At 44.1% G+C, this 12,738-nt stretch carries 11 protein-coding genes; 3 read left to right on the top strand and 8 right to left on the bottom strand.

Annotated elements, in window-relative coordinates; all coding sequences use genetic code 11:
• Positions 1-6: 6 nt before the first annotated feature.
• The 7 genes from priA to D4T97_RS09330 all read right to left on the bottom strand — a co-directional run bounded on the left by priA (position 7) and on the right by D4T97_RS09330 (position 9,229).
• Positions 7-2,409: a primosomal protein N' gene (gene priA, locus D4T97_RS09360; RefSeq protein ID WP_126049946.1), complete on the bottom strand. Its 2,403-nt coding sequence runs from the start codon at positions 2,407-2,409 to the stop codon at positions 7-9.
• Positions 2,406-3,611 carry a bifunctional phosphopantothenoylcysteine decarboxylase/phosphopantothenate--cysteine ligase CoaBC gene (gene coaBC / locus D4T97_RS09355; RefSeq protein WP_126049944.1) on the bottom strand — a complete coding sequence of 402 codons (1,206 nt, stop codon included), beginning with the start codon at positions 3,609-3,611 and terminating at the stop codon, positions 2,406-2,408. Before coaBC ends, priA begins: the two co-directional genes overlap by 4 nt.
• 564 nt (positions 3,612-4,175) lie before the next feature.
• Complete coding sequence (gene rpoZ / locus D4T97_RS09350; protein ID WP_126049941.1) at positions 4,176-4,412, bottom strand: DNA-directed RNA polymerase subunit omega; 237 nt, start codon at positions 4,410-4,412, stop codon at positions 4,176-4,178.
• A 1-nt stretch (position 4,413) separates the two neighbouring features.
• On the bottom strand, positions 4,414-5,028 hold the full coding sequence (gene gmk / locus D4T97_RS09345) for a guanylate kinase (protein ID WP_126049939.1): 615 nt from the start codon (positions 5,026-5,028) through the stop codon (positions 4,414-4,416).
• A 9-nt stretch (positions 5,029-5,037) separates the two neighbouring features.
• Positions 5,038-5,295 carry an extracellular matrix/biofilm regulator RemA gene (gene remA, locus D4T97_RS09340; RefSeq protein WP_126049937.1) on the bottom strand — a complete coding sequence of 86 codons (258 nt, stop codon included), beginning with the start codon at positions 5,293-5,295 and terminating at the stop codon, positions 5,038-5,040.
• A 51-nt stretch (positions 5,296-5,346) separates the two neighbouring features.
• A complete protein-coding gene (locus D4T97_RS09335; protein WP_126049936.1) occupies positions 5,347-6,306 on the bottom strand; it encodes a YicC/YloC family endoribonuclease in 960 nt (319 codons plus the stop codon).
• A gap of 241 nt (positions 6,307-6,547) precedes the next feature.
• Positions 6,548-9,229 carry a cation-translocating P-type ATPase gene (locus tag D4T97_RS09330; RefSeq protein ID WP_126049934.1) on the bottom strand — a complete coding sequence of 894 codons (2,682 nt, stop codon included), beginning with the start codon at positions 9,227-9,229 and terminating at the stop codon, positions 6,548-6,550.
• Positions 9,230-9,802: 573 nt separating this feature from the next.
• Between D4T97_RS09330 and D4T97_RS09325 the strand changes: the two genes are divergently transcribed.
• The 3 genes from D4T97_RS09325 to D4T97_RS09315 all read left to right on the top strand — a co-directional run bounded on the left by D4T97_RS09325 (position 9,803) and on the right by D4T97_RS09315 (position 11,995).
• Positions 9,803-11,533 (top strand): Rqc2 family fibronectin-binding protein, encoded by a 1,731-nt coding sequence (locus D4T97_RS09325; protein WP_126050275.1) that lies wholly within the window; start codon positions 9,803-9,805, stop codon positions 11,531-11,533.
• A 103-nt stretch (positions 11,534-11,636) separates the two neighbouring features.
• Positions 11,637-11,777: a YpzI family protein gene (locus D4T97_RS09320; protein WP_126049932.1), complete on the top strand. Its 141-nt coding sequence runs from the start codon at positions 11,637-11,639 to the stop codon at positions 11,775-11,777.
• A 65-nt stretch (positions 11,778-11,842) separates the two neighbouring features.
• Complete coding sequence (locus tag D4T97_RS09315) at positions 11,843-11,995, top strand: small acid-soluble spore protein P (protein WP_126049930.1); 153 nt, start codon at positions 11,843-11,845, stop codon at positions 11,993-11,995.
• A 118-nt stretch (positions 11,996-12,113) separates the two neighbouring features.
• On the opposite strand, the gene pyrE is transcribed toward D4T97_RS09315, so the two are convergent.
• Entirely contained in the window at positions 12,114-12,737 is a 624-nt protein-coding gene (gene pyrE, locus D4T97_RS09310) for an orotate phosphoribosyltransferase (protein ID WP_126049928.1), read from the bottom strand.
• Position 12,738 lies beyond the last annotated feature (1 nt).

The raw sequence follows: 12,738 nt of genomic DNA, 5'->3' as shown, positions 1-12,738 counted from the left end.
TTTTCTTTACATCATGTTATAAGGGTTAATATCAATAGTGACGGAAAACCCATCACGGGCAGTTTGTTTGTTATAGTGCTCCAACACCTTTCTCAAAGATGAAAGAAGGTTTGGTTCACGCTTGTATTTTATCAGACATTGATAGCGATATCTATCATTGATTTTAGGTATCGGAGATGCAACAGGCCCCAATAATATCGCTTCCTTAGAGATGTTCTGTTGCAAAAAGGCGGAGATCTTTTCGGTAACGGTGACTGCTTGCAGCAAATCATCATGTGTGACAGTTACAAGGGCCAAATAATAATATGGCGGATAAGAGCCAATTTTTCTCATTGTCATCTCTTGATTGTAAAAGCGTTGGTAATCCTGCAACGCTGCCAATTGGATGCTGTAATGTTCAGGGGTATATGTTTGAACGACCACTTCCCCGGACAACTCATGCCTTCCAGCCCTGCCGCTGACCTGTGTTAGAAGCTGAAATGTTTTCTCGGCGGCCCGGAAATCCGGTAAATGAAGCATCGTATCAGCACTGAGCACTCCTACTAGAGTGATATTTGGAAAGTCCAATCCTTTGGCAATCATTTGTGTCCCAAGCAGAATGTCCGCTTTCCCTGATTGAAAATGATCAAGAATCCGTTCATGGGCCCCTTTTCTCGTTGTTGTATCAACATCCATCCTAATGACTCTTGCCTCCGGAATAAGCTTCACCAATTCTTCCTCAACTTTTTGGGTCCCCATTCCAAAGTATCTGATATGGCTGCTGCTGCACTCAGGACATTCAACTGGAACAGTGGTTTGAAAGCCGCAGTAGTGGCATTTCATTTCATTTGTTGATCGATGGTAAGTCATTGAGATATCACAGTGAGGACATTGCATGACATAACCACAATCTCTACACATGATAAAAGTGGAATGTCCGCGGCGGTTCAAGAACAGGACGGTCTGCTCTCCTTTATCAAGACGGTCTTTGATTTTTTCAAAAAGTTCAGTTGAAAACATCGACCGGTTTCCAGTTCTCATTTCCTCCCGCATATCAACAACTGAAACAGGAGGAAGTTCCCTGTCATTCATTCTTTTTGACAAGCAAAGCAAGTGATATACGCCTTTTTGTGCTCTGGCAAAAGACTCAAGCGAAGGGGTAGCACTGCCGAGAATCACAGGACAATGGTGATTCTCTCCTCTTTTGATTGCTACATCCCGAGCATGGTAGCGCGGAGTCTCTTCCTGCTTGTAACTAGACTCATGTTCTTCATCAATAATTATAATTCCAAGATTCTCAAAGGGGGCAAAGACTGCTGAACGTGCCCCTACTACCACTTTAACTTCCTTCCTTTGGACCTTTCTCCATTCATCATACTGTTCCCCGATGGAAAGCCTGCTGTGCAAAACGGCGACATCACTTCCAAATCTTCCTTTAAAACGCTCAACCATCTGCGGCGTCAAGGCAATTTCAGGGACAAGAACTATCGCTTCTTTCCCCTGTACGATTACCTCCTGAATCGCCTGTAAATAAACTTCTGTTTTTCCGCTGCCTGTGACACCATACAAGAGAAATGTTTCATGCCGGTCGTCATTGATTGATTGTAAAATCGGATTCATCGCTTCTCTCTGGTCATTCGTTAGTTCAAGCGGCTCTGTTCTTTCAAAATCCCTATGTTTATACGGATCGCGATATTCCTCCATCAAGAGCTCCGAAAAGACTCCCTTTTTTATCAATGCATTTATGGCGGCTGTCGGAACTTCGGCCTCTTTTACCAAAATGGACGTTTCAATAGTATCGGGACTCACATTCAAGAGGAATTGTATAAGTTTTATTTGATTGACGGCATTGGCAGGCAAAGTTTGAAGAAGCTCCTCCAACTCCTCTATTCCTGCGTTTACTCTGACAGCCTTTTTTAATTTTTTCCTGGCCCTGTCTTTCACAAAGTAAATAACTTCAGCATTTCCGTTTTCAATCTGCTTATGAAGTGCGGGAAGAAGGTTCCGTTTTTCAGCTTCCTTCCATGAAATCTTCTGTTTTCCCTCAAACAAGTCATCTAGTAGTATGGCTGAATTATCTGTCCTGCGGATAATCTTCTCATACTTCGCTTTCATAGCAACAGGCAGCATTGCATGAAATACAGATATTTTAAATGATAAAGTCTCATATGCCATCCAGTGCCCAAGATTCAGAAGCTCTTCATTCAGGACAGGTGCAAGGTCAAGCGGCTGTTTGATGTCTTTCAACTTTTCTACATCTGTATCTTCTTTCAAATCCACAACAAAGCCCTGTATGGATCTGGGACCGAACGGGACGGCAACACGCATCCCCGGCCGGATAATACCCTCCCATTTTTTCGGAACACCGTAATCAAATACTCTGTCTGTTCCCAGGGCCGGAACATCAACAATGACTTGTGCGATTGTCATAAGTGGTGATCGCCCCCCAGCTTTTCCGATATTTCGTGTAAAATCTTCCTGGCTGTTTCCTGTTTGCTCAACAATGGGAGTTGGACGCTGGAATGGTCCTTATGAAAAATTGTGACGATATTTGTGTCGCCTGCAAAACCCGCTCCTTCTGCTGCAACATTATTCGCCACGATCATGTCCGCATTTTTTTTCACAAGCTTCCCTTTGGCATACTCCTCCATATTGTCCGTTTCCGCTGCAAACCCGACGAGGAATTGATTTGCCTTCTTTTTGCCCAGTTCAAAAAGAATATCCTTTGTCCTCTCAAGTTCAATGACCAAATCCCCAGACTGCTTCTTCATTTTTGAAGCATGTACCTGTTTAGGGCGATAATCTGCTACCGCAGCACTTTTAACGATCACATCAGCTTCATTTGCATGAGTCATCACCGCATCGAACATGTCTGCCGCACTTTCCACATGGACGACTTTTACACCATTGGGAGCAGGCAGTGAGTCTGTACCCGAAACTAGGATGACTTCAGCCCCCATCAATGCCGCCTGTTCTGCAAGAGCATATCCCATTTTCCCACTGGAGCGGTTTGTAAAATAACGGACAGGATCCACTTTTTCCTTGGTAGGGCCTGCTGTGATTAAAAAAGTCTTACCATCAAATAAACGCTGTGCAAAGAAATGGTTCTTCACCATTTCGACTATTTTTACAGGTTCCTCCAGTCTGCCTTTTCCGACATAGCCACAGGCAAGATAGCCTTCACTCGGCTCGATGAATTGATAACCTGTCTGTGCGAGTGTTTCAATATTCCTTTTGACGATCGGGTGCCCGTACATATGGACATTCATTGCCGGTGCAATCCAGACTGGAGCCCTCGCTGCCAGAAGGGTGGTGGTGATCATGTCATCAGCAATGCCGTTAGCCAGCTTTCCAATCACATTGGCTGTAGCGGGGGCTACTAATATAAGATCTGCCCAATCTGCAACATCAATATGGGCAATCACCTCAGGGTTATTTTCATTGAAAGTGTCTGTATAGACTTCATTTCTCGCTAACGCCTGAAATGTGAGCGAAGTGACAAATTTCATGGCTGATTCACTCATGATAATTTTTACGTTAAATCCGGACTGGACTAATTTGCTCGTCAAATCCGCTGCCTTGTAGACGGCTATGCCGCCTGTGACACACAATAAAACATTCTTTTTCTCCACAGCAAATATCCCCTTTTACTTAATAAAGAAAATATAAAAAAAGACTAAGATTTTTGATATAAGATGTACTATGTCCAGCACCGACCTACTGGATGTACCAGTACAAGCGAGCGACAGGACAAGGAAAGCTTCGGCAGCGTTACATCGCATGAAGAAAAAGCGTTAGCTTTTTCGAGGATGTCGCGTCTTGAACCCGCAATCCCATAGGATGTGGCGCTTTGGTGCAGTCCTGCGCCTAGTCCCGCATCAATCAAGCCTACAAGGAAGCTGATACAGGAAGAATGTGCTCGTGGGCCATTGATCATTCGAAGAAGTCTTGTTCATCTCGTCGCAAAGCAGCACGATGCAAATTCAAAGAAGATTCACATGATGTGATTGTCGTAAGTAGCTATCCTGTTCCCTTACGAACTCCCTCTCGGGAATCGTCTTGTTTGCCAGCGCTGACCAAGGCGCTTGCGCTTTTCTTATCGTGCGTTCTTCTCTGTTCTATCATTATGAATGATTTTCTGCCTTTATAAAAGAAAAAACAACCCATCTTGTCGACAGGTTGAATATGATAGGTAATTATGCTGGATCTTGTTTTACTCCATTTTCCGATTCATCATCATCGGACTCTTTTATTGTCAATACACCGTTGTAAATCTCTTCTAGCGCTTTACCAACAAACTTATAGGATTGGTATTTTTCAAGATGCGGATTATTCTCGTCCTGAAGCTGACGCGCCCTTTTTGCTGCAACTGATACAAGCGAATATTTGGAATCAATCACATTCATCAATTTATCAATAGAAGGATATAACATACTACTTCACCTCCAACATTTCAATATATTTATCAATGACACGTTCACTGCGGCAGTGCTCCGCCTGGACAATCGCATTGATTTTGTCCACTGCGTTCTCAACATCATCATTTACAACAATGTAGTCGTACATACTAGTCAGTTCGATTTCTTTCTTAGCCGCTTCCATGCGGTTTTGAATAAGTTCCACAGACTCCGTACCCCTGCCGACAATTCTGTTTTTAAGCTCGCCAAGACTTGGGGGCATAAGAAAGATAAAAAGACCCTCTGGGAATTTTTCCCGTACTTGTGCGGCCCCTTGAACTTCAATCTCCAGGAAAACATCTTTCCCAGACTCGAGTGTTTCTTTTACGTAATCCACCGGGGTGCCGTAATAATTGCCTACATATTCGGCATACTCAAGCAGCTTTCCCTCTTCGATCAGTTTTTCAAATTCTTCTTTGGATTTAAAGAAGTAGTCGACCCCATCCACTTCTCCTTCACGCGGCTTTCTAGTCGTCATCGATATAGAATATTCAAATTTGGCATCCGGCCTTGAGAAGACCGCTTTTCTTACAGTCCCTTTTCCTACCCCTGATGGTCCGGAAAGCACAATTAATATCCCTTTATCATTCATTCAGTAATCCTACCCTTCTTCTTGGCCATTCGATATTAAGCGGTGGGCAACCGTTTCCGGCTGTACCGCTGAAAGAATCACATGCTCGCTGTCCATGATGATAACAGCGCGCGTCCTTCTTCCATAAGTGGCATCAATTAACGTGGCCCGTTCCCTGGCATCCTGAATCATCCTTTTGATAGGGGCTGATTCAGGGCTGACAATCGATATGATTCTGTTTGCGGAAACAATATTCCCAAATCCTATGTTTAAGAGCTGTATCGGCATGCTGCTCCTCCAGTCATCTTCGGCTATTAAGCCTTTTTTCAATCAGTAATCCTATTCGATATTCTGAACTTGTTCACGCATCTTCTCAATCAATACTTTCATCTCGACCGCCATGATGGCAATGTTTGAATCATTCGCTTTGGAACCGATCGTGTTTATTTCACGATTCATTTCCTGTATGATGAAATCCATTTTCCTTCCAATCTGTCCACTGGACAGAAGAGCTTCCCTAAATTGTAATATGTGGCTTGTAAGTCTTGTCAATTCTTCGCTTATATCAGCTTTATCGGCAAAAATGGCAGCTTCCGACATCAGCCTGATTTCATCTATGTTTTCCTGCATCATGTCTTTTAATTTACTTCGCAGTCGTTCCGTATATGTTTCTTGTACCAAGGGAGCAAGATCCTTTGTTTTTCTAACAAGGTCTTCCAACAAATTTATGTATGATTCCAGTTCATTTGATAATGAACTGCCCTCCGTTTTCCGCATCTTCAGCACTTGGCCGGCTGCCTCGTCCGCCGCGCTCAGCAACAACGTTATCAAATCATCGTCTACATCACCTGTTTCGCCGACCTGAACGGCTTCATCTAACCCAAGTATGTCTGATAACATTGCTTCCCCGGAAAATTGATACCTGCCTTTTGCTTCCTTTATAAAATGATAATAACTGTCCAACAAATCCCAGTCAATATGCAATTCCCTGCGAGAAGAAATATTCCCTGTCAATCGGACATTCAATTCAACACGGCCTCTGCTGAAATGCTTGCTGAGCTGATTTCGGAGAGTGATTTCTGCGTGGGAAAGCTGTTGTGGCATTTTAATGTGGTATTCGCGGAAGCGATGGTTTACAGTTTTAATTTCAACTTGAATCGTGCATGTTGGTGTCTGTTTAACACTCCGTCCAAAACCGGTCATGCTCATCACCATATGAGTCACCCCGTTATAGAAAAGCTCAAGCGCCTTGGTCAGCAGGCAAACAAGACGATCCCAAGGAGGCAGTTCTTCAGCCAAGCGGATGAGTTCAATAGTTTCCTGTAAATCCTTGCTGGGCTAGGCGCTGGACTGCCTCGAATTGCCAATTCCTGTTGCTTCGCTTGCAGGAGTACTTACTGCACTTCCGCGGCACCAGGACCTCCTGTCCGACAAAGCTGGACCAAAGCATGTACTTTTCCTAACTAATTTTAATTTTTAAAGTAATAAAGAAAAAGGCAATAGATTTTCTCTATCACCTTGTTGATTATAACATACACGATTATCTTTTTCTTGAAAAAAAAGTTCCGGCCAGCAAAAAAGTCGGTACAGCACTCATTCCAAGAACCAACAGCCAATCCCTCGGTTCGATTGCCACTGTATGGAAGATTGGTTGGAACACAGGAACGTAAATGACGACGAACATCAATAATGCCGAAGAAATGACCGCCCAGACCAAATATTTGTTCTCAAAAGGGTTTCGTGAAAAAATGGATATTTCACTCCGACAGTCAAATACATGGATGAGCTGGGCCATGACAAGGGTGGCGAAGGCAACTGTTTGCGCATATGGCAAATCGTTAGGATTTCGGTGATAGACGATGACAAAAGCTACCAAAGTGACAAGTCCTATCAAGAATCCACGGGAAAGGATCTTCCAGCCAAGACCGCGGGCAAACACTCCTTCTTTTGGATGCCGCGGATTCCTTTGCATGACATTCTCCTCCGGCTGATCAAGTCCCAAGGCCATGGCCGGCAATCCGTCGGTTACTAGGTTGACCCAAAGAATTTGAATCGGAACTAGGGGGAGCGGCAAGGACATCAGCATGGCAAATAACATGACAAGTATTTCCCCGACATTGGATGCCAGTAAATATCTGATGAACTTTCGGATATTTTCATAAATGTTTCTTCCTTCTTTAATTGCTGCTTTAATCGTTGCAAAATTGTCATCCAAAAGGATGAGTGAAGATGCTTCCTTTGCCACATCTGTGCCGGTGATGCCCATGGCAATTCCTATATCCGCCGACTTGATGGCAGGTGCATCATTGACCCCATCACCTGTCATGGCAACGATGTGACCTCTGTTTTGCAAAGCATTAACAATTTTTAATTTATGTTCCGGCGACACTCTTGCAAAAACAGATATACCTTCTACAACAGCTTCCAGTTCTTTGACTGATAGCTCATTTAATCTGCGACCATCCATTACCTCGGATTCTTTAGTGCTTTTTGACAAAATCCCCAGTTGCCTGGCTATCGCACAAGCTGTGTCAACATGGTCGCCGGTAATCATGACTGTCTTGATACCAGCTCCCCTGCACTCTTTGACGGCTGCTTTCACCTCAGCCCGTGGTGGATCGATCATTCCCTGTAAACCTATCAATGTCAAGTTACACTCCACATCTTCTGCCTTCTCGGGGATTTTCCCTTTCATAGGCTTATAGGCAATGGCAATTGTCCTGAGAGCCATAGATGCCAATTGCTTCACTGCATCATTGACCTCTTGCACTGTCTGACCGCTAAAAACTTTTTGTTTCCCGTCCCAGAGAATGGCATCGCTTTTTAATGCTAAAACATCCGGCGCTCCCTTAGTGACAACAAACCGGTCTCCTGACGGGCTCTTTACAATGACGCTCATCATTTTTCTGGCAGAATCGAACGGGTATTCCTTTTCAATAGTAAATTGCTGAAGCAGGGATGCTTTTTCTAACCCAGCCTTAGCGCCTGCAATTAACAAGGCCCCTTCAGTCGGGTCCCCTTCAACGATCAGATCCGCACCGGATAATTTTATTTCAGCATTATTGCATAGAGTGCCAAATGTAAGGAGCTGATGTAATGTCTTCTCTCTTTCAACTTCCACTTTCCTTTCCATGTCAAAGAAATCTCCTGACGAATCATAACCGGAACCGGTGACTGTCCACGTTTTACCACCTCCCCATAAATGGGTGACGGTCATTTTATTCTGAGTCATTGTCCCTGTTTTGTCCGAACAGATAACCGAAGCGCAGCCAAGCGTCTCAACAGCCGGAAGCTTTCGGACGATGGCATTTTTCCGAATCATTCTTTGGACACCAAGTGAAAGAGCGACTGTCACAATGGCCGGCAGTCCTTCTGGAATGGCCGCCACTGCAAGAGATACCCCCGCCAAAAACATCGTATAAATATCATGCCCGTGGAATATACCCGCTAAAACGACCATGACTGTCAGAAGCAAGGCCACCGTTATTAATATTTTACCGAGCTGATCGAGCCTTCTTTGCAAGGGTGTCATTACCGTTTCAGCCGTTTGTATCATCCCGGCTATTTTTCCCATTGCCGTGTTCATTCCAGTTGCTGTGACAATACCAATTCCGTTACCACGAGTGACCATCGTCCCCATGAATGCCATGTTATTTAAATCACCAAGGGATGGGTTATCATCTAAAATCGGATGTGAATGTTTTTGGGATGGAATTGATTCACCAGTTAAGGCTGATTCTTCGATCTCGAGATTGTTAAAAACGATAATTCTAAGATCAGCCCCGATCCGGTCTCCGCTTGAAAACTTCAAAATGTCTCCGGGCACTGCCTCTTTTGAGTCTATTTTCGACCAGCGTCCGTCCCGAAGGACAGCCACCTTTGGTGCAGATAAATTTTTCAATGCCTGAAGGGATTTTTCCGCTTTTCTTTCCTGGATAAAACCCAGCAGGCCATTGATTAAAACAATGACCATTATGGCGACTGCATCAACATATTCACCCAGCAGTCCGGATATTAACGTTGCAGCTAACAGCACAAGCACCATGAAGTCTTTAAATTGGCTAAAAAAAAGGAGGATGGCAGATTGTTTTTCTCCTTCTGACAGTTCATTTCGGCCAACCTTTTTTCTTCTTTCATCAGCCAATTGAGTGGACAAACCTGTCTTTGTATTTGTATGAAGCGATTTAGCTGCCTCATTTTCATCCATTTGGTGATAGATCATCGCACACCCGCCTTCCCTATAAGACAAGCAATAGTTGTCCTTATCATTGCAAGCTTATTCAGGAACAGGGCTAATCATGATATAATTTTTATAGAAAAGCGGAAGCGCTCGTTTAGCAACGTACAGACTGGACGACTCCTGACGAGATAAAGGAAACACGGCGAAGCCAACAGGCGAGCCGATGTTGACTTATCGTAGGAAGGAGGAGGAAGTCTGCTAGTCGCTGAGCGCTGTAGCTGGACAATAGAAAAGCGGAAGACGGCTGCTTAGGGCAAAAAGCGCTGGCTGCCGCTTCTCCTTCGGGGAATGTATCGCTGCCGAAGCTCCTTGTCCTGGGGGACCGACGGCACTTGATCGTCCCGCCCGTCGAAATCAAATCAGTGAAGCCCTCTTTTGGCTTCATTAATCGAAGCTAAGTCTGCTTCGTATAACTTCGCAACGAGCAGAATATAAGCTATAGCGCCGGAGTACTTGATTGCTGAGTCTGCTCCCTGGGGAGTGGCCAGTCGTCGTAGCTGGACACAATCTATGTAAAAAATGAAGTCACTAATATATTAGTAAAGGATGTTTCTGATGGCTTTTGATGGACTTTTCACACGGGCTATGACAAAAGAGCTCGCAGATGCACTGATTGGCGGCAGAATCAATAAAATTCAGCAGCCTTATAAAAATGAAATTATTATTACCGTTCGGGCAAACGGAAAAAACCATAAGCTTCTCCTTTCTGCACATCCCAGTTATTCCAGGGTCCAATTGACCCAGGAATCATCTATAAGTCCAGATGAACCACCTCTTTTCTGCATGATGATGAGGAAACATCTGGACCGGGCCATTGTCCAAAACATTTATCAGGCTGGTCTAGACAGAATCGTCATATTTGAACTCAGGGGCAGAGATGAACTGGGAGACGAATCAATCAAGCTCTTAATCATGGAGATTATGGGCAGGCACAGCAATATCATTTTAGTGGACAAGGCAAATGATAAAATCATCGACAGTATCAAACATATCCCTGCTTCGATCAACAGCTACCGAACAGTCTTGCCTGGAGGAACATACGTATATCCACCAGCACAAAATAAATTGGAGCCATTCTCAGCCAACACGGATGATGTTTTAAGGAGCATCGATTTTAACAGCGGAAAAATCGATCGGCAATTAGTCCAACACTTTGCGGGAATTTCTCCTCTTTTTGCGAAAGAGATCACCTTTCGCTGCGGGATTACAAATCGGAGCACCCTGCCCCCCGTATTTTTGAAACTCATGGATGAATTGAGATTACATCAATACGATTATTCCATCACAACTGCCGGTGACAAAAGTGCATTTTACCTTTTACCCATTCAGCATATGGATGGAGAAACCAAATCCTTTTCCACGTTAAGCGATATGCTAGACAGCTTTTATTTTGGAAAAGCTCAAAGAGACCGGGTCAAACAGCAGGCAATGGACCTGGAAAAATTGATGAAAAATGAGAAAGAAAAAAACGAAAAGAAAATCAGCAAACTTGAGGATACGTTGAAAAAATCCGAACGGGCTGACGAGTATCAGCTGCTTGGTGAGCTTCTGACTGCCAATATGCACCTAGCAAAAAGGGGAATGAAAGAAATATCCGTTGTAAATTATTACGATCTTGACGGAGGTACAATAAGCATCCCCTTGGACCCCAGAAAAGGACCATCGGAAAATGCACAAAATTATTTTTCCAAATACCAAAAGGCAAAGAACTCTGTAAGTTTTGTTCAGGAACAAATTGAACAGGCGAGGAATGAAATCCTCTATTTTGATACTCTTTTACAGCAATTATCCTCCGCATCAGTCGAAGATATTGACGAGATCAGGGAAGAGCTGATTGGAGAGGGCTATATCAGACGCCGCCAAAGCCGTCCGAGAAAAAGAGCTTCGAATAAACCGGTCATTGAAAGATATGAAGCAAGCGATAAAACCGAACTCCTTGTCGGTAAAAATAATACACAAAATGACTATTTGACCAACAAATTAGCCCGCAGAGATGAGATCTGGCTTCATACAAAAGATATTCCGGGATCCCATGTAGTCATCCGAAGTACCGATCCCTCGGAGGAAACAATTCTGGAAGCTGCCATGCTCGCTGCATATTTCAGCAAAGCAAGGGATTCCTCCTCTGTACCCGTCGATTACACGAAAGTGCGTCATGTGAAAAAACCGAACGGTTCAAAACCGGGCTTCGTTATATATGATCAGCAGCAAACGGTGTATGTGACGCCAAACGAAGAGTTGGTGCGCTCCTTGAAGAGCCAAACAGGAAAACAAACCACCGATTAGAGAACCTTACGTTGCCAATACTTTTTTTAAATGACGGACACTCCGTCTTTTTCGTGCATATACAAGCGTAACAACGCCATATTAAAGGCAGGAGGTGTGTGCATTGGGAAAAGATCGTCAGGAGAAGAAGTTGAGAGAGAGCGGTCGGGTTCAGTCGGATCGTGATGTCGGCGTGCGCTTTCCCGGGCGTGCCAAACTGTCAGGCCCGGAAGAAGCCCGAAAATTGAACGATGGCCATAAATAGCCTTGAGATAGCCTTGATGGTTGAAAGCAGACAAAAAGTAAAGCATGCAGGAAGGAGATTAAGATATGTCACCCAACCCAAAAGGACCGAAACAGCAGAAGCAGCCCACCCTGCCCCAAAGCCCAGAACAGCCTTATGGTGAGCCTTTAAGCGGCTCCAAAAAGGTGAAGCAGGCAAATCATTCCCGTCAGAACCAAAAAAGCTCTCATGATATGTAGAGGATTCTCGAGGCAACTGAAAGTTTCTTAGAAGAAAAATTGGTCCACTTCCCGAAATATGTCAATTTTATAACGTTAAAAAAGGCTGCCATTTTTTAGGCAGCCTCCTTCTATACTATTATTTTCCCCATTCTTCGGGGTTTTCTCTCCAGCTCCGCAGCGTCAACAAATCTTCCTCTTTGATCAGCTCTTTTTTAAAGGCCGTTTCAATCAGATCGGAATAACCCGTTAACGAATAAGCTTGGATACCTTCTGCTTCAAAAGAGCTTTTAGCTTTATCAAGCTCATAGGAGAAAATACTGACAACACCCAATACATCACTGCCAGCCTCTTTAAGTGCTTTGACTGCTGTAATTGAACTTCCTCCCGTTGAGATGAGGTCTTCCACAACAACTATTTTTTGTCCTTCAGAAGCTTTTCCTTCGATTTGATTGCCTTTTCCGTGAGCTTTGGCTTTTGATCTCACGTAGCACATAGGTAGGCCGACAATATCACTGACCCATGCTGCATGCGGAATGCCTGCTGTAGCTGTCCCTGCAATCACATCTACGTCCGAGAATTTTTCCCGAATTAGCCCTGCAAGCCCTTCTGCAATCGCCTTTCTGACTTCCGGATAGGACATCGTTAACCGATTATCACAATAAATTGGCGCCTTCAAGCCGGACGACCATGTAAACGGTTGGTTCGGCTGTAAAAAGACGGCTTGTATATCTAGTAAATGTTCAGCGATTTTTTGGCTCATC

It is taken from the genome of Siminovitchia acidinfaciens (genome assembly GCF_003605385.1).
GTDB lineage: Bacteria > Bacillota > Bacilli > Bacillales > Bacillaceae_C > Siminovitchia > Siminovitchia acidinfaciens.
The sequence above is the reverse complement of the archived record's forward strand: the minus strand, read 5'-3'. Positions and strand labels throughout refer to the sequence as shown.

Bases quoted from the DNA above. Each gene is read 5' to 3' on its own strand.
- D4T97_RS09330 (WP_126049934.1), bottom strand. From the start codon at position 9,229: ATGATCTATCACCAAATGGATGAAAATGAGGCAGCTAAATCGCTTCAT.
- rpoZ (WP_126049941.1), bottom strand. From the start codon at position 4,412: ATGTTATATCCTTCTATTGATAAATTGATGAATGTGATTGATTCCAAA.
- D4T97_RS09315 (WP_126049930.1), top strand. From the start codon at position 11,843: ATGTCACCCAACCCAAAAGGACCGAAACAGCAGAAGCAGCCCACCCTG.
- remA (WP_126049937.1), bottom strand. From the start codon at position 5,295: ATGCCGATACAGCTCTTAAACATAGGATTTGGGAATATTGTTTCCGCA.
- priA (WP_126049946.1), bottom strand. From the start codon at position 2,409: ATGACAATCGCACAAGTCATTGTTGATGTTCCGGCCCTGGGAACAGAC.
- pyrE (WP_126049928.1), bottom strand. From the start codon at position 12,737: ATGAGCCAAAAAATCGCTGAACATTTACTAGATATACAAGCCGTCTTT.
- D4T97_RS09325 (WP_126050275.1), top strand. From the start codon at position 9,803: ATGGCTTTTGATGGACTTTTCACACGGGCTATGACAAAAGAGCTCGCA.
- gmk (WP_126049939.1), bottom strand. From the start codon at position 5,028: ATGAATGATAAAGGGATATTAATTGTGCTTTCCGGACCATCAGGGGTA.